This is a genomic window from Burkholderia seminalis, assembly GCF_001718535.1.
GTDB lineage: Bacteria > Pseudomonadota > Gammaproteobacteria > Burkholderiales > Burkholderiaceae > Burkholderia > Burkholderia seminalis.
This window is the reverse complement of the sequence record NZ_CP013398.1, coordinates 436,527-453,715: the sequence shown is the minus strand read 5'-3', so window position 1 is coordinate 453,715 and position 17,189 is coordinate 436,527. Positions and strand designations below refer to the sequence as shown.

Genomic DNA, 17,189 nt, shown 5'->3' with positions numbered 1-17,189 from the left:
TTCACTCCCCCGTCCGTTTGAACTGACTGGCCACGAACTCGTCAAAATCGATGTTCTTCAATTCCGCCTTGCCTTCCGCGTCGAGCGCGACGCTATGCTCGGTCCCGTCCTCGGTCGTGAACTTGATCGGTTCCCCGTGCGGCACGTTGCCGTCGGCATCTACATATCGAATCCGCATGTCTGCCTTCTTGCCTTCCGCCTTGAACGTCTTATGCATGCTCGTCGGCCCGCTGAACGTGTGCTGCCCGCCCTTCACGTCGATCTTGCCCGGTGCATGAATCTCGATGTTGCCGCCCTTGATCCGGACATACGCGCCGCCGGAAGTCAGCAGAATCTCTTCCTTCGCGACGCCTTCGATCGTTGAGGTCGCCGACAGCACCTTGATCGTCTTCTGCGCGACCATCTCGACGTTGTCATTCTGCGCCTGTATCTCGACGGCACCTTTCCCGGCAAAGAGCTTCATGCCCGCATTCTGCGCAAACAGACTGAGCTTCTCCTTGACGCTCGCCACCAGCGATTTCCCGCTGGCGAGATGCGTGCTCTGCCCGCTCACGACGTTGACGTGGCGATCCGCAGCCAGGTGCATGCTTTGCTCCGACGCCATCCCGATCCCCGCCGGGCTCGCGAACAACATCACCGGTTCCGTGAACGCATTCGCGCTGCCCGTCCCGCCACCAGCGGTCCTGCCGCCCGACGTCGCCCCCGTCACGCTGTTCTGTGTCGCATCGACGAACTGCTTCAGCGCATCGTGACCGGCCCCGAGGGCTTCAGCCTGATGCATCTCGCTGACCTGCGACATCGACTCGATCAACCCTTCCGCATTGGCAAGCTGCTGCTTCGCTTCGCTCACATCGAGCGGCTGGCTGTTCGCCTGCTTCGGATGCGTCGTCACATACAGCCCCTGCCCGGCGCGCACCGCACCATACGCATCCGTACGCAGGTCAAAACCCGAGCCGAGATACGTGCCGCGCGTGTTGCCGTTCTGTTCGATCAGGTAACCGAGATGAAGCAGCGAATTCGCGCTGCTGCTGAACAGGCGCGCACGGTTCTGCCCGGTCGCGTCGTCGAGCACCATCTCGTTGTGCCCCGACCCCGCGTATTCCTTCGACCGGAAACCCGACAGGATCCCGTCGCTATGCCATTGCGGCTTGGTCGCTCCGTTGTAGACGCGATGCATGACGATCGGCCGGTCGCAGTCGCCGCCGATGTAGCCGACCAGCACTTCCTCGCCGACACGCGGAATATGGACGGCCCCGTAGCCGCCGCCGGTATCCGACTGCATGACGCGCATCCAGCACGACGCGGCTTCGGTGCCCGCGTTCTGCCGGTCCCAGACGAACATGACCTTGATCCGGTTCAGCTCGTCCGTATACACCTCTTCGCCCTTCGGCCCGACGACGATGGCCGTCTCAAGCTGCATCTCGGGCTTCCGATGCTCGAACGGGCTGCGATACGGCACGGCTGCGCGTTGCGCCTCGACTTCGACGAGATAGAACCCGGCCGAACCGTCGTCATGCCCCACCTCGAAGGCCGCGGCTTCACCGTGGCCGGCTTTCACCTGCGCCAGACGGTCCTGCAGGCTGTGCGGGAAGTTCGCCTCGTGGTCCGAGATCGGCAGGTTGTTCTCGATGTACCGGGACACCTTCACGGCCGCAAATTCCCGGTCCTGAGCCGAATCGCGATCGTGCTCGGGGTGATCCGCCAGCGTGAAGCGCCGGCCCGCATCGATCGCACGCACGCCGCCCACGCCGAAAAAGCGCTTCGCGCAGGACTCCCATTGCTCAAGGCGAATCTTCGACAGGTGTTCGCCGCGATCCTGGCCCGCGTACGTATACGCACCGGTGTATTCGTAGATTTCGGTCTGGCCCGGCAGGTCGCCCTGATCGGCCTTGGTCGGCAGCGTCGTGCCGTTCGGGTTGCCGGCGGATGACGGCGACTTGTAGTCGAACGTGCGCGTGGTGTGCAGCGAACTCTGCAGGGTGCGCGACGCGGCCCATTGCGTGAAACCCGTGGTTTCGCTGCCCGTTCCCGAGCGGTCGAACCTGACGGTATTCGGGGACAGTTCGTCGACCGCATGCAGGTCGTCGGTAATCACCAGCGTGTGCGCGCTGCCGTCCCCGGCATGGCGCCAGAAGCCGAACAGCCCTTCGTCTTCCATCAGCCGATGCACGAAGTTCCAGTCGGTTTCGCTCTGGCGACAGTAGGAGCGCGACGGCAGCGGCTTCGACAGCGCGAACTGGTATCGGCCCTTGGCCTGCGGATGCGCATCGAACACGTCGGCCAGGATCGTGTCGATCGTCTGGTCCTGCCAGTACCGCATGTCGCTGCGGAACTTGAGAAAATGCATCCACGACGCGAAGGCCAGCTGGTAGCCCGACAGGCTGCCGTCCGCGCCGAGCCTGCGCGCCGTGTGGATATGACCGTTGATCGGCAGATACGATTTGTCCGCCTGCTGGATCCACAGCGTGATCGGCTTCGCGATCAGCGTCTTGAGCTCAATGTCGCTCGCGCTCGACACGAGATCGAGCTCCACGCTGAAATCGCGTCCCAGTTCGGCGTGAATCACGGCGCGGCGCGGCACCAGCGCATTGTTCGGCAGCGACGGGAGGTCGATCTTCAGCAGGCGATCCTGCTGAACCAGGCCGCCGCGGATCGCCTGGGCCAGTTCGGTCACGTTCATGCGTCAATCCCTGTTCTTGTCTGCCGCGGGCCCGCCGAGCCCGCGCTCTCAGGTGCAAGGCCCGGCGCTTACGACTGCTCGTCCGGCCGCACGCCCAGCAGCTCGCGGATATGCGACAACGACCCGTCGTCCTTCACGACGCTCTCGAGCCACTTGTGCAGCGGCATGTCGGCCCATTCGGCCGCCTTGTCGGCGAGATACGCGACCGGGCTGTGCGGCTCGGTCTGGCGGAAATAGCGCGCGACCGCACGCAGCTGGTCGACGGCCTGCGCGCGGTTCTGGATGCCGGCGATCATCTGCGTCACCGGAGGACGCGGCGCGGTCTGCTGCTGCACGTGGGTCTCCTCGGTCTGGATCGAATTGCCGAACACCGGCTCGATGCGCTCGGGTTGCGCCTGCGGCGCCGCCTGCGTGTGCGGCGCGCTGCCCGTGTAGCCTTGCTCGCGCGCAAAACGCTCGGCGAGCCGGTACACGGTCTCGAACGCGTCGCGCGCCTGACGGAAGCTCGGCGCCGAATCGCCCGCGCGCTCGACGAGCCGCTCCTCGAACGCATCGAGCGCGAATTCGAACGCCTTCAGGTTCGCCAGCAGCGTCGTGTAGAACGCGATCGGCGTCACGCGCCGCGACGAATCGATCTGGTCGAGCGACGGCTTGCCGCGCGCGATCTCGTCCGCGTGATCGGGGTCGCGCTTGATCGCCTGCGCGACGTGCTGCGCCACTTCCCAGTCGAGCGTGCTGAACGCGTTCGATGCACCGTCCGTCATCGGCACCGCGCGCAGCAGCTCGGCCGTGCGGCCGGAGAGCCATGCGACGTTGCCGAGCCGGTATTCGGTGTCCTCGCCTTCGGGCAGCGGGTGCACGGTGTCCCAGAACTCACGGCACAGGCCCTCGAGCAACGCATAACCGTCGGTGAGGCCGGTGATGCCGTCCTCGAGCGCGAGCGCCTCGGTCAGCCACACGCCGAGCCGCAGGTCCTTCGTGCGCGTACGCAGCAGCACGCTTGCCTGATCGACGACGAAGCCCCAGTCCGCCTCCTTGATCTCGGTCACCCATTCGCCCTGGTCGAGCGTCGGATCGTCGTAGCGCCGCGCGTCCTGGATCGCGTCGAATTCGTTCGAAAACAGCAGGTCGTCGCCGCTGGGCGACGCGTCGCTGATCGGCGTCAGCAGCTCGGGAAGATTGATCGGCATGGTTTGGTCAGTTCATCAATGCTTGGACGTTGCGCGGCCGCGCTCATTCGACGGTGTACGCGAATTCGCCGGCCTCGTCCGCACGCACCGCGATACGCGCGATGGCTTCGCCGTCGGCGATCCGGCCGAGCACGTGGCCCGCGATCTCCGGCAGCAGCGTGCCGTTCAGGATATGGTCGACGTTGCGGGCGCCCGAGTCGACCTCGGTGCAGCGCGCAAGCACCGCCTCGACGAGCGACTCGTCCCATTCGAACGCGGCCTTGTGGTTCGCCTCGATCCGGCGGCGGATCCGTTCGAGCTTCAACTCGATGATCTCGGCCAGCACGTCGTCGGAAATCGGATAGTACGGCACGACCTTCATGCGCCCGAGAAACGCGGGCTTGAACGTCTTGTACAGCTGCGGGCGCAGCGTCTCGGCGAGCGCGTCCGGATCGGGCAGTTCCTCGGCCGGCTTGTTCAGGCACGCCTGCATCACCGCGGCCGACCCGACGTTCGACGTCAGGATGATCAGCGTGTTGCGGAAGTCGATCTCACGCCCTTCCGCATCGTCCATCGCGCCCTTGTCGAACACCTGGAAGAACATCTCGAGCACGTCGGGGTGCGCCTTCTCGACCTCGTCGAGCAGCACGACGGAATACGGGTTGCGGCGCACGGCCTCGGTCAGCACACCGCCTTCGCCATAACCGACGTAGCCGGGCGGCGAGCCTTTCAGGCCCGACACGCTGTGCGCTTCCTGGTACTCGCTCATGTTGATCGTGACCATCTTGCGTTCGCCGCCGTACAGGATGTCGGCCAGCGCGAGCGCCGTCTCGGTCTTGCCGACCCCCGACGGCCCGACGAACATGAACACGCCGCGCGGCTTGTTCGGATCCTCGAGGTTCGCGGTCGCGGTGCGCACGCGCTGCGCGATCGCGTCGAGCGCGTGATCCTGGCCGATCACGCGCGCGGTGAGCAGCGGCTGCAGGTTCAGGACGGTGTCGATCTCGTCCTTCACCATCCGGCCAAGCGGAATACCCGTCCACGCAGCGACGATCTCGGCGACGACATGGCCGTCGACCTGCAGCGGCACCATCGGCTCGCCGCCCTGCAGCGCGTGCAGTGCCGCCACGCGTTCGGCGAGCTTGTCGCGGGTGGCCGGCACGTCGACCGGCTGGCCGTCTTCCGACGGGCCGCGCGCCTTGTCGAGCGTATCGCGCAGCTCGGTAATCTCGGCGACGATCGCACGCTCGGCTTCGTAGCGTGCGTCGTCCTTCGCGAGTTGTTCGAGCGCCGTGTCGCGCGCACCACGCAGTTCGGCAAGCCGCTCGTCGTGCGGCGCGCCGCCGGCTGCCTCGCGCTCCAGCGACGCGATTTCCGCGTCGATCCGCTCGATCCGCTTCTTCGTGTCGTCGATCGCGGCCGGCGTCGCGCTGTGCGCGAGCGCGACCTTCGCGCACGCGGTGTCGAGCACGCTGATCGCCTTGTCGGGCAGCTGGCGGCCGCTGATGTAGCGGTGCGACAGGCGCACGGCCTCGGTGATCGCGTCGTCGAGGATCCGCACGTTGAAGTGCTTTTCCATCAGGCCCGACATCCCGCGCAGCATCGCGGCCGCGAGCGGCTCGCTCGGCTCCTCGACCTTCACGACCTGGAAGCGCCGCGCCAGCGCCGCGTCCTTCTCGAAGTACTTCTTGTATTCGCTCCACGTCGTCGCGGCGATCGTGCGCAACTCGCCGCGCGCCAGCGCCGGCTTCAGCAGGTTCGCCGCGTCGTTCTGGCCGGCCTGGCCGCCCGCGCCGATGATCGTATGCGCTTCGTCGATGAACAGGATGATCGGATGCGCGCTCTTCTTCACTTCCTCGATCACGCTCTTCAGGCGGTTCTCGAACTCGCCCTTCACGCTCGCACCGGCCTGCAGCAGCCCCATGTCGAGCACGTGCAGCGCCACGCCGCGCAGCGGCGGCGGCACGTCGTCGGCCGCGATCCGCAGCGCGAGCCCCTCGACGACCGCGGTTTTGCCGACGCCGGCCTCGCCCGTCATGATCGGGTTGTTCTGGCGGCGGCGCATCAGGATGTCGATCGCCTGGCGGATCTCCGCTTCGCGGCCGATCACCGGATCGATCTTGCCGTCGCGCGCGCGCTGCGTGAGGTTGGTCGTGTACGTGTCGAGCGCGGGGGTCTTCGACGGGCCCGCCGCGGGTGCCGCACCGGCCTCGCTCGCCGCCGCGCCGCCGTCGTCCGTATCGGCCTGACGCGGCTCGGCCTCGCTCGACCCGGCCACGACGTCGTCGAACTTGTGCTTCAGGTCCGTCACGTTCACTTCCGCGAACTGGGACGACATCCGCTGCGCGAACTGCGCGAGATCCGGCGCGGTCAGCAGCGCGAGCAGCAGATGCCCCGAACGGATGCGGCCGAGCTGCGAATCGAGCGACGCGATCAGCCATGCCTGCTCGAACAGCGCGATCAGGTGCACGGAAAACACCGGCGTACGCGTGTTGCCGGTCTTCAGCCGCGTCAGCTCGCGTTCGAGATCGGCACGCAGCGCATGCGGATCGACGCGGCTCGCGCGCAGCGCGAGCGGCAGGTCGCCGGCGGGCTCCTCGAGCAACGCGAGGAACAGGTGCTCCAGATCGACCTCGTAATGGCCGCGCGCCAGGCACGCGCTCGCCGCGCGCTCGGTCGCGTGCCGGCACAGCGGATTCAGTTTCGTGATCAGGGTCTTCAGAGGCGTGCTCATGGCGTCGATCTCAGGTTCGATTGCGTGTTGTTGTCGTTCGGAATCAATGAATCACGTGCAGTTCGTAGCGTGCATCGGAGCGGTCCTCGATCGCGTCGCGCGTGCAGAGGAATGCATCCCAGCCGAGCCGTGAGCCCGCGCCCAGCACGCTCGCGCCGACCTCGGTGCGCTTCAGTACGAGCTTCACCTCGTATTCGAGCGTGACGCCGGCGAGCAGCGTCAGCATCCGCTCGAGCGCGACGGCGTGCGCGCCGCCAGGCAGGAAGGCCTCGTAATCGCGCTTGGACAGCGGACCGACGACGATCCGTGCGCGCATGTCGCGCTGCCAGACGCGTTCGCCGACGAGCGCCGTCGCGCCGAGCACCGCGTTGACTTCGCCGAGCACGCTCAACTGGTCGGGCGGCACGTCGTACCACTTGCCGACGAACTGGTCGATTTTCACCGGCACGCGGAAGTAATCGGACAGCGCGCGCTGCAGATACGCGGCCGACATCGGCCGGTGCCGCGCGGCCAGCGCGTAACCGGCGACGGCTTCGTCGAGCACGCCGCCCGGGCCGGCCGCGAGGCTGTCGCGCACCTCGTCGCTCGGTACGCCCGCGATCGCGAGCAGCAGCGGCAGATAGCGCTCGTCACGATCGAGCTCGTAATGGAACGGCAGCCGGTATTTCTTCCACGCCGCGTAGAACAGCGCGGTCGCGCGGTTCGAGAACACGTCGAAGAACGCGCGCGCCGCATGATCGCGCCGCAGGTACTCCCGCGCGACGATCTGCTCGGTGTAATGCAGCGGCAGCGCCCCCTGGCCGCCGAGCAGCCCGAAGAACGCGGGCGTCAGCTCGACGTGGCCGAGCTCGCCGGCCGCGAGCGCTGCGGTACGCTGCTCGCCCGAATCGAGCAGCGCGCCGCCGTCGTCGAACGAGCGCACACCTTCGATCTCGCTCGGCGGAAAACCGAGCGACAGCGTATTGCGGAACTCGATGCGCTGCGCGACCACGTCGCCCTGCCGCCATGCGCCGGGCGCGTCCGACGCCTGCCGTGCGAACAGCCCTTCGAGCACGCGCACCGCCTGGAAGAATTCGAAGCGGTGCGGCTCGTCGAGCAGCGCGTCGACTACGCCAGGATCGATTCGCCGGTTCGGGGCTTGCATCGGATGATCTCCTCGCCGGTGCGCTTCGACACGACGACCAATTGAACGAAACTGTTGAGATGGACGTACAGCCCGAAGAAGCTGTCGAGCACGCGTACGAACGACGCGAGGCTCGCGCCGACGAAGTGCTCCTCGTCGATCGTGAGCCGGATCTCGATGCCGCGCACGAAGGTCGCGAACGGCTTGCCGGGCAGCCACTGCACGGCGCCGCGCTGCTCGACCCCGACGAGGCCGTCGATCTGGCGCATCGACACGGCCGTGCGCCGCAGGTCGTACAGCGTCAGCATTTCCTTCAGCGGCGCAAGGCCGTGCGCGACCAGCGACACGTGATTGAGCGCCAGATGCGACACGAGCCGCCAGTGCGCGGCGCGGCCGCGCTCGAAGCGCACGCTCTGCGTCGGGCGGCGCAGCATCGAAATGCCGCTCGTCTGCGCACCGCCCTCCTGGAACAGGTCGCCGCCCTCGAGGCCGAACGCGAGCATCGCCGGCAGATCGCGGTTCGTGCAGGTGAGGTCGAGGCTCAGCGTGTCGGTTTGCGGCGACGTCGGCTCGAAGTCGATATCGACGATCGAGATTTCGGTTTCGTAGCCGGGGCTCTTCTGCGCGACCCAGTCGTTGCGGCGCGCGAACCAGTAGTGGCCGATCCGCGCCGATTCACCATGATGCAGCGAGTAGAACGGCCGGAATTCGATCACCGACTCCTCGTGCGCCTGCTGCCTGACGAGCTTCACCGAGTCGATCGAGTACACCTCGTACGCGAACGCGCGCCGCGCCTCGGCGATCACCGGATACGACACCGCGCGATGCGTGACGCGGATCGGCTCGCCGTGCTGGCGGAACAGGTTGACGATCGGCGTGCAGAACAGCCGGAAATGACTCGGCGCCAGCAGCTCGAGCAGCCGCGCGACGTGCGAATCGCTGCGCACGTCCTGCAGCACCAGATGCAGCGTCGCGCGCTGGCAGCGGCCCGACGCGCGCGTGATCGCCGCGAGGTCGAAATCGACGAAATCGAACTTGTCGGGGAACGCGAAGTATTCGGTGAGCAGGCGATACGCGGGATGCGATTTCGCCGGATAGTCGATCAGCGCGTCGTCTTCGTCGAAACCGGCCTGCGCGATCGGCAGCTTGCGCAGCGCGGTCCAGCGGCCGTTGCGTTCCGGCTCGACATACGCGCCCAGCACGTTGACGAACAGGCAGTCGGTGAGCGCGGCGACGAACGACTGCTCGCCGTGCAGGTGCGCGCGCAGCGTCGACAGCTTCAGCGCGCCGAGATCGAGCTGCGCGGCGAGCGATTCGAACGTGATCGAGATCACGCCCGTCGCGTTCGACGGCAGCACCGTCGCGCTCGGCGCGAGCGCGACCGGCGTGTAACGGGCCTCCGAAATGCGGATCGGCGCGAGCGTCACGTCGTAGGCGGTGCGAAACCGGCACTGCACGCCGCGGATCGGACGGCTCTTCAGCTCGGTGCCGCGCTCGATCACGACCGGTTCGGTCTGCTGGCCGGGCGAAGCTGGCGTGAACTGCGCGATCGAGCACGACGGGAACGGCCGCAGGTAGTGCGGATACAGCACTTCCAGCAGCGCTTCGGTGAACTCGGGGTAGTCGTCGTCGAGCTTCTTGTTGATGCGCGCGCCGAGCAGCGCGAACGACTCGATCATCCGCTCGACGTGCGGATCCTCGCAATGCTCGCCGGACAGCGCGAGCCGCGCCGCGATTTTCGGATAGCGTTCGGCGAAATCTCGCGAATAGCGCCGCAAAAACGATAATTCGCGCTCGTAATACGGCAGCAATTCTTCCATCGACGACCCCGAACCTCAATATTTCCTGCCGGACCTGATCAACCACCGGGCGGTCCGGCCCGCTCGGCGGCTTGATTTACTGCATTCTCGCGGCGCGTGCGCGCGTGACCGAATACTGCAGCGTCGACGGTTGCAGCATCGCGTCGAAACTCACCGGCTCTTCGGCCGGGTGCACGACGAGCAGCGCCTGGATCGCGAAATAGAGCGCGTTGGTGGCTTGCTCGTTCAGCTCGAACGTCACCTGCACCTGCTGCAGGCGCGGCTCATGGCGCGCGATGGCCTGCTGGATCGACTTGCAGATGAACGCGCGGTCGTAGTGGCTCGCGAGGCTCAGCCCCGCGAAATCGTTCAGCCCGTAGGTCAGCACCGACTTCTGGCATTCGGGCAGCGCCGCCAGCTCGCTCTCGGTATGCGCGATACGCGTGTTGAGGATCGCCTCGACGTCGCGGGCGACCGTGTTCTTGAGCTCGTCCAGCGACAATTGCCGCATCGCTGCCGAGGCCGGCAGGTGCGGTTCGTCGTCGAACAGCTTGTCGAGAAAACTGGGTTCGAATCGTTTCATCAGCCGGCGTGCACAGCGAAAACGGCAACGGGACGCCGTGCGCCCCGTTGCCGCAACCGACCTTAGACCGCGTAGGTCTTGTCGTTCTTCGTCAGGCTCCAGGCGCCCTGCGTGTTGCCGCCCTGGTTGCCGCCGATCTTCTGCTGGGTCTGCTTCCACTGCACGGCTGCGTACTTCAGCGAGAACGTCTCGATCGGCAGGCCTTCCTCGCGGACGCTCGGCGCGATGCTCGAGATGATCACGTACTTGAGCTTGACTTCCAGATACTGCACGCGCTTGCCTTCACCGTCGGCGCGCGAGAAATGGATCGTCACTTCGTCGAACGTCGTGCCGCCCGACGCGTGCTGGTACAGCAGCGGGCTCGACGAATCGATTTCCTTCGAGAACACCATGTCGCCGTGTTCGCACCGCGTCTGCGTCAGGCCGCCGGCCGACGACGCCGTTGCCGAACGCGGCTGCACGATCGAGTGATCCCACGACTTCAGCTCAAGCCAGCCCTGATGGTCCTTGTCAGCCGACTCGCCCTTGACTGCCGGGCTACCAAATTGCAAGTGAATGTGTAACATGGCCCTTCTACTCCCCAAAGAGGTGGTTTTAACGTCCTACCCAGGCGGCCCGCCCGGGCGATTTTGCTCGCTTATGAATTTGCCGATTTGGGCAGATCAGCGACAAGTCGCAGAGAAATCGAGAGTTCGTCGAGCTGAAAGTGCGGGCGCAGGAATGCGACCGAACGATACGAGCCCGGCTTCCCCGGAATCTCCGACACTTGTATGGAAGCCTCGCGCAGCGGGAATTGCGCCTTCTGCTCCTGCGACGCGTTGTCGTCGAGCAGCACGTACTGCGAAATCCACCGGTTGAGGAATGTTTCCACGTTCTGCGCCGAGGCGAAGCTGCCGATCTTGTCCCGCATCATCGCCTTCAGGTAGTGCGCAACACGCGATACCGAGAAGATGTATTGAAGCTGGGCGGACAGGACGGCGTTCGCGTTGGCGCTGTCGGTGCTGTATTTCTTCGCTTTCTGCACCGACTGCGCGGCGAAGAACGCGGCGTAATCGGAATTCTTGCAATGGACGAGCGGGATGAAACCGAGGTCGCTCAGTTCCTTCTCGCGGCGATCGGTGATCGCGATCTCGGTCGGGCACTTCAGCGCGACTTCGCCGTCGTCCGTCTTGAACGTGTGGGTCGGCAGATCCTCGACGAGGCCGCCGCCTTCGACGCCGCGAATCGCCGCGCACCAGCCGAAGTCGTCGAATGCAGCCGTCAGGCGGGCTGCGAAGGCCCACGCCGCGTTGCACCACAGGTACTTGTCGTGCTCGGTGCCGTCGACGTCCTCGACGAAGTTGAAGCGCTCCGCGGTCTGGCCGTCCTTCGGATTGAACGGCAGGCGGCCGAGGAAGCGCGGCAGCGTCAGGCCGACGTAGCGCGAATCCTCCGAGTCGCGGAACGACTTCCACTTCGCGTATTCGACCGTGTCGAATACCTTCGCGAGATCGCGCGGCTTGCCGAGGTCGGCGAACGACTCGAGGCCGAGCAGCTCCGGCGACGCCGACGCGATGAACGGCGCATGGGCAGCCGCCGCGACACGCGACATCTGCTCGATGAAGTACAGGTCTTCCGGCTGGCGCGAGATCTCGTAATCGCCGATCAGCGCACCGAACGGCGAGCCGCCGAACGTGCCGAATTCTTCTTCGTAGACTTTCTTGAACAGCGCGCTCTGGTCGAACTCGCTCGCGCCCTTGAAGTCGCGCACGAGGTCGCGCTTCGGGGCGTGCAGCGCCTTGATCTTGATCGTCTGGCCCGTGTTGCTTTCCTTGACCAGGTAGTCCATCCCGCGCCACGTGCTCTCGAGGCGCTGGAATTCCGGCGCGTGCATCACCGCGGAAAGCTGCGTGGAGATCAGGCGGTCGAGTTCCGCGACGCGCGCGTCGATCGTGGCCGACAGGTTGTCCGACACGATCACCGTGCCGTCGAGCACCTGGTGCGCGAGTTCGCCGATCAGGTCCTTCGCGCGGGCATGCTCGGAATCGGATTTCGCGACCTTGCTCTTCTCGACGATGTCGTCGAGCAGCGAAGTCCCGGCGGCGTATTCCGCGCCGCTCGCTTGGGCCGCAGCCGTTTGCTGGTTCATCTCAACACTCCGTCGTCATTCGCCGTCTTTGTCGCCGCCGGTGCCCTTCGCGAGCTCCTGCAGCTGCTGCGTGTTCTTCAGCACCTCGGACAGCAGATCCTCGAGCTTATCGTTGCCGGCGAGCTTGTTGCGCAGGTCGGCGAGCTTCGAGCGCGCCTCGAGCAGGCGGCGCAGCGGCTCGACCTGTTCGACGACTTCGTCCGGGCTGAAATCCGACAGCGAGCGGAACTTCAGGTCGACCGCGAACTTGCCGCCTTCCGGGCTCAGGCGGTTTTCCACCTGGAACGCGGCACGCGGCTCGATCGCCTTCATCACGTCGTCGAAATTGTCGCGGTCGATGTTGACGAATTTGCGGTCGCGCAGCTTCGGCTGCTCGATTTCGGACTGGCCCGCCAGATCGCCGACGACCCCGACGACGAACGGCAGTTCCTTCACCTCGATCGCATCGCCCTTCTCGACCTCGTAGGTCAGCTGGACGCGCGGCGGCCGAATTTTCTGCAAGCTTTTCTGAATGCTTTCTTTCTTGGCCATCTCGACGGCTCCCAGGTTAGTTGTGGTTATCGCGTCAGTTGCGGTTTCAGTTGCGCAGTGCGCCGAACGGATCGGCGCTGCCCTTTTGCGGCGTGGCGGGCGGCGTCGGCGTGGTGGCTGCCGCCGCTTCGGCGGCCGGTGCGGCAACGCCCTTCGGACGATGGACGACGCGGCGCGGCGGGCGCGGCTTCACGACCTTCGTTTCAGGCGGGAACAGCGCCGATTCGCCGAGCGTGTCGCGCAGCTGCTTCGCGAGCGCCTGCGCATCGGACTTCGCGTCGCCCGCGAGCGACGCATCCTGGCGCAGCTCGCCGAGCGACTGCGTCGCGATCCGCAGGCCGGCCACGGCCAGCACGCTCTTCGCCTGACGGTCGGTCGCGTCGCGCTGCAGCGCTTCCTGCGCGGCAACGATTGCCTGGCCGTAGTGGTTCTGTGCGAACTGGATTTGCGCAATGCGCGACCACGGCTCCTCGCGCGTCGGATCCGACTTCGCGAGTTGCTGGTAAAGGCCGAGCGCCTTGTCCTGGTCCCCCGCCTTCGCAACGGCGTCTGCATCGGCCAGCGACTTGTTGAACACCTCGGCAGTCGGCGGCGCGGGAGGCTGGCTCGCACAACCGGCGATCACGCCGCAAGCCACTACTACCCCAGACAGTTTTGCGAAGAGACGGTCTTTCATCGTTATTTCCACCGGCGCGTGAGTTTTAAATCGTTGAGAATCTGGTTCTTTTGCTTTGCAAGAAGCGCGCGGGTATAGTACCGATCAATTTTTCATAATTCAATCGTCGTGTGAAGAGTAATTCCTTTTAAAACCGGGCGCTACCCCCTCGAATGGCCTATCGCCGCAGGCTCGCGGCGGTTTTTCTTTCGGCCGGAATGCGCAAGTTTTACTGGTCGCACGACGCGCCGCCCGGGCGGCGGAAAAAATTTCCGGATGCCCGCCGAGACGCCGGCGCGCTTAATAGTTGAACAATGTAACGCCGGGGATTCGCAGCGATCGCGGAAATACCTGGCAGTCTTGACAGGGATAAAGGCGGCACGCCGGAAACACATGAGATCGTCCATGATTCGCTACGCGCTGCCGCTGGTTGCGTGCGCCCTGCTGGCCGGATGCGCGGCCGCCCCGCTGCTCGGCTCGGCCGCGAGCGCCGTGATGTCCGCGGCCGGCATCGGCAAGCCCGAGGTGCCCGACGCGCAAAAGCCGCCGCGCAACCTCGGCATCACGCTCGCCGCGGCGCCGAACCTGAATGCCGCGACCGACAACAAGCCGCTCGCGCTCGTCGTGCGGCTCTATACGCTGAAGGACCCGACGTCGTTCCAGCAAGCGCCGTTCGACGCCTTCACCGATCCGACCAAGGAAAAGGCCGCACTCGGCGCCGACCTGCTGAACGTACGTGAAATCACGCTGATTCCGGGCCAGCGCTATACGGCGACCGAGAAGGTTTCGCGCGAGGCGCAGGCGTTCGGCATCGTCGCGCTGTTCCGCGATCCCGCACTCCAGCGATGGAAACTGACGTTCGATCCGGTGAAGTCGGAGAAATCCGGCATAATCATCGGCCTGCATAATTGCGCGATGACGGTCACCGATGGCACCGTCATTGCACCGCAGCAGGGTGCGCCGTCACAACCGCTGAATATGCTGTCTTCAGTGTCCTGCGGTTAAACATGTCGCACGAATGTCAATTAACAAGAGTTAACAATTGGCGATTTAATTCGGGCACGACCAAATCGATTACATCGCAACGCCACATTAACCGGATTTGACATGAGTTATTCGGCCAAGGTGCTGTGGGGGGAAGGGCTGTTCCTCCGGCCTCAACACTTTCAGCGACAGGACGCGTACCACGAGGCGCGCCTGTTCGAGTCCATCCAGGCGATCCAGCCGTACAACTGGGGCGTGCGCTCGGTGCGCATCGATCGCGACGCGCTCGGCAGCAATGTGCTGCGGGTCGCCGAACTCGCGCTCGTGTTTCCGGACGGTGCGCTGTATGCCGCGCCGCAGGCCGACGACCTGCCGCCGCCGATCGCGCTGGATACGCTGCCCGAGGGCATCAACGAATTCGTGTTCTATCTCGCGCTGCACCCGCTGCGCGAGAACGGCACCAATTACAGCGACGATCCGGCCGCCGGCTTCATGACGCGCTTCGTCAGCGAGCAGACGAGCGTCGCCGACAACTTCACCGATGCCGCCGAAGCCGACATCACGTTCCTGAAGACGCAGGTCAAACTGATCGCGCACAGCGAACCGCGCGACCAGTTGCTGTCGGTGCCGCTCGTCCGCGTGCGCCGCACCGCGACCTCCGGTTTCGAGATCGACGACAGCTTCGTGCCGCCGTGCCTCGCGATCGAGGCATCGCCGATCCTGCACCAGCGGCTGCGCCAGCTCGTCGACGCGCTGCAGGCGAAGGTGAACGCGCTGTACGGTTTCCACCGCGAGCCGTCGAAGAACATCATCGAGTTCCGCTCGGGCGACATCGCATCGTTCTGGCTGCTGCACACCGCGAACGCCGCATTCGCGACGCTCGCGCACCTGCACCAGCACGCGGCGCTGCATCCGGAGCGGCTGTTCCAGGAACTGCTGCGCCTCGCGGGCCAGTTGATGACGTTCTCGAAGGGTTATTCGCTCGCCGACCTGCCCGTCTACCGCCACGACGATCCGGGACCGAGTTTTGCGCGTCTCGACCTGATGCTGCGCGAGCTGCTCGACACCGTGATCTCGACGCGCTATTTCGCGATCACGCTCGACGAGGTACGTCCGTCGTTCCACCTGGGCCGCCTCGACTCCGGCAAGATCGACGACAAGACCGAGTTCTATCTGGCCGTGTCCGCGGACATGCCGAGCGTCGAGCTCGTCGATGCCGTGCCGGCCCGCTTCAAGGTCGGCGCGCCCGACGACGTCGACAAGCTCGTGCTGTCGGCGATGCCCGGCGTGCGGCTGTCGTACACGCCGCAGGTGCCGCCCGCGATCCCGGTGCGGCCGGGCGCGTGCTACTTCGCGCTCGATTCGCGCAGCCCGCTGTACGAGCGCATGCTGCAGGCCCAGTCCGCGATGATCTATGCGCCGACTGGCATCAATGACCTGAAATTCGAACTGATCGCGGTCACATCATGAGCTACGCGCCTTCCCTGTTCGGCGACAACGCGCCGGCACCCATGCATACCCCGGCGTCGACGGACTCCGCGTTCCAGGCGCGTTCGCTGCTCGATTTGCTGTACGACGGCTTCTTCATGCTGTTCCTGCTCAAGAACGGGCGGGAACCGGACAGCGCGAGCGAGTTCAGCACGCGGATCCAGGAGTTCCTGTCGGATTTCGAGCGCGGCGCGAAGAAGCTGAATATCGCTGCCGAGGACGTCTACGGCGCGAAATTCGCGTTCTGCGCCGCGATCGACGAGATGGTGCTGTCGTCGCAGTTCAAGATCCGGGCCGACTGGGAACGCCGGCCGCTGCAGCTCGTGCTGTTCGGCGAGCAGCTCGCGGGCGAGAAGTTCTATCAGTATCTCGAGGATTGCCGTGCGCAGGGCGCGGCGCGGCTGCAGTCGCTCGAGGTGTTTCATATGTGCCTGCTGCTCGGGTTCCAGGGCAAGTATCTGCTCGAAGGGCCGGAGAAGCTCGCTTACCTCACCGCGCGGCTGGGCGATGAGATCGCGCATATGAAAGGCAAGCGGGCGCCGTTCGCGCCGCATTGGCCGTTGCCGGATCAGATCGCGCATCGGTTGAAGCGTGAGGTGCCGGTTTGGGCGATCGGGGCGGTGTTTGCACTCGTGGCACTGCTCGGGTACCTCGGGCTCAATACTTATCTCAAGGACAAGACGCTGCAGGCGTTGGCGCCTTATTCGCAGGTGATCAAGGTGGGCCCGGAGTCGGCTAATTTGACGATTTCGTTGCCTTGAGGGGCGGGCTTCGTTCGACGTTGATGCTGCATGGAAAAAGGACCGCTCGGCGGTCCTTTTTTACTGTGGCGCGTGGCGAGCGCCTTCAGAGTAGGATGAATTCTTCGTTGTCGACGTAGAACACGAATGCGTCGAATAGTTGCGCGATGCTCGGTTCGTCGACCTGGTCATGTGCGTTGATCACGATGTCCTCGATCGTCGCGCTGTTCAGCGTGACACGCCAGTCGGGGTGTGGTGCGGCGGCGGGTGGCGTGGTGCCTTCGGCGTGGTCAGCGTCATCGGCGAATTCGCCCTCGGTATCGAGCGTCCACGGCGTCGGCGGCAGGCAGAGCCATCCGGAGAAATCTCCAGGGTGTTCGAGGATGTGCTGCAGCGACGCAGTGGTCGCGTAGGTGGTCGACATAGGTATTGCGGTTGAACGGAGGGAAGGCGTTGCTGGAATCGTGAGGCCACGGTGGCAAGCCGTGATTATGCCGAATCCGGGGCCCTGAGATTGCTCAGCGCGCGTTGTTGGGGGCCTGTCAGGAATTTCGTGTTTAAGGCATAACATGCTC

Annotated in this window: 14 protein-coding genes; 3 read left to right on the top strand and 11 right to left on the bottom strand. The window is 65.3% G+C overall.

Features of this window, described 5'->3' with window-relative positions; genetic code table 11:
- Nucleotide 1: 1 nt before the first annotated feature.
- From WJ12_RS02045 to WJ12_RS02000, 10 genes are all read right to left on the bottom strand, one after another.
- Entirely contained in the window at nt 2–2,680 is a 2,679-nt protein-coding gene (locus tag WJ12_RS02045; RefSeq protein WP_059557534.1) for a type VI secretion system Vgr family protein, read from the bottom strand.
- A 68-nt stretch (nt 2,681–2,748) separates the two neighbouring features.
- Nucleotides 2,749–3,870 carry a type VI secretion system protein TssA gene (tssA, locus tag WJ12_RS02040; RefSeq protein ID WP_034187520.1) on the bottom strand — a complete coding sequence of 374 codons (1,122 nt, stop codon included), beginning with the start codon at nt 3,868–3,870 and terminating at the stop codon, nt 2,749–2,751.
- Nucleotides 3,871–3,913: 43 nt separating this feature from the next.
- Nucleotides 3,914–6,583 carry a type VI secretion system ATPase TssH gene (gene tssH / locus WJ12_RS02035; RefSeq protein WP_034187521.1) on the bottom strand — a complete coding sequence of 890 codons (2,670 nt, stop codon included), beginning with the start codon at nt 6,581–6,583 and terminating at the stop codon, nt 3,914–3,916.
- Nucleotides 6,584–6,626: 43 nt separating this feature from the next.
- Complete coding sequence (tssG, locus tag WJ12_RS02030; RefSeq protein ID WP_034187522.1) at nt 6,627–7,727, bottom strand: type VI secretion system baseplate subunit TssG; 1,101 nt, start codon at nt 7,725–7,727, stop codon at nt 6,627–6,629.
- Nucleotides 7,691–9,526 (bottom strand): type VI secretion system baseplate subunit TssF, encoded by a 1,836-nt coding sequence (gene tssF / locus WJ12_RS02025; RefSeq protein ID WP_059557536.1) that lies wholly within the window; start codon nt 9,524–9,526, stop codon nt 7,691–7,693. The genes tssG and tssF overlap by 37 nt, the downstream gene beginning before the upstream one ends.
- Before the next feature lie 76 nt (nt 9,527–9,602).
- Nucleotides 9,603–10,088, bottom strand: coding sequence for a type VI secretion system baseplate subunit TssE (gene tssE, locus WJ12_RS02020; RefSeq protein ID WP_034187524.1), 486 nt, complete (start codon nt 10,086–10,088; stop codon nt 9,603–9,605).
- Nucleotides 10,089–10,150: 62 nt separating this feature from the next.
- A complete protein-coding gene (locus WJ12_RS02015; RefSeq protein WP_034187525.1) occupies nt 10,151–10,654 on the bottom strand; it encodes an Hcp family type VI secretion system effector in 504 nt (167 codons plus the stop codon).
- Between the two features lie 71 nt (nt 10,655–10,725).
- A complete protein-coding gene (gene tssC, locus WJ12_RS02010) occupies nt 10,726–12,216 on the bottom strand; it encodes a type VI secretion system contractile sheath large subunit (RefSeq protein WP_034187526.1) in 1,491 nt (496 codons plus the stop codon).
- A 15-nt stretch (nt 12,217–12,231) separates the two neighbouring features.
- Nucleotides 12,232–12,747: a type VI secretion system contractile sheath small subunit gene (gene tssB / locus WJ12_RS02005; protein WP_006484395.1), complete on the bottom strand. Its 516-nt coding sequence runs from the start codon at nt 12,745–12,747 to the stop codon at nt 12,232–12,234.
- Nucleotides 12,748–12,793: 46 nt separating this feature from the next.
- Nucleotides 12,794–13,423 (bottom strand): tetratricopeptide repeat protein, encoded by a 630-nt coding sequence (locus WJ12_RS02000; protein WP_034187527.1) that lies wholly within the window; start codon nt 13,421–13,423, stop codon nt 12,794–12,796.
- Between the two features lie 372 nt (nt 13,424–13,795).
- Here WJ12_RS02000 and tssJ point away from each other — a divergent pair, with 372 nt between their 5' ends.
- From tssJ to icmH, 3 genes are all read left to right on the top strand, one after another.
- Nucleotides 13,796–14,407, top strand: a complete 612-nt coding sequence (gene tssJ, locus WJ12_RS01995; protein ID WP_034187528.1) for a type VI secretion system lipoprotein TssJ — start codon at nt 13,796–13,798, stop codon at nt 14,405–14,407.
- Nucleotides 14,408–14,509: 102 nt separating this feature from the next.
- Nucleotides 14,510–15,856, top strand: a complete 1,347-nt coding sequence (tssK, locus tag WJ12_RS01990; RefSeq protein WP_034187529.1) for a type VI secretion system baseplate subunit TssK — start codon at nt 14,510–14,512, stop codon at nt 15,854–15,856.
- Complete coding sequence (gene icmH / locus WJ12_RS01985) at nt 15,853–16,635, top strand: type IVB secretion system protein IcmH/DotU (RefSeq protein ID WP_034187530.1); 783 nt, start codon at nt 15,853–15,855, stop codon at nt 16,633–16,635. Before tssK ends, icmH begins: the two co-directional genes overlap by 4 nt.
- An 85-nt stretch (nt 16,636–16,720) precedes the next feature.
- Here the strand turns inward: icmH and WJ12_RS01980 are convergent, their stop codons facing one another.
- Complete coding sequence (locus WJ12_RS01980; RefSeq protein WP_049035666.1) at nt 16,721–17,038, bottom strand: DUF7716 domain-containing protein; 318 nt, start codon at nt 17,036–17,038, stop codon at nt 16,721–16,723.
- Nucleotides 17,039–17,189: the final 151 nt, after the last annotated feature.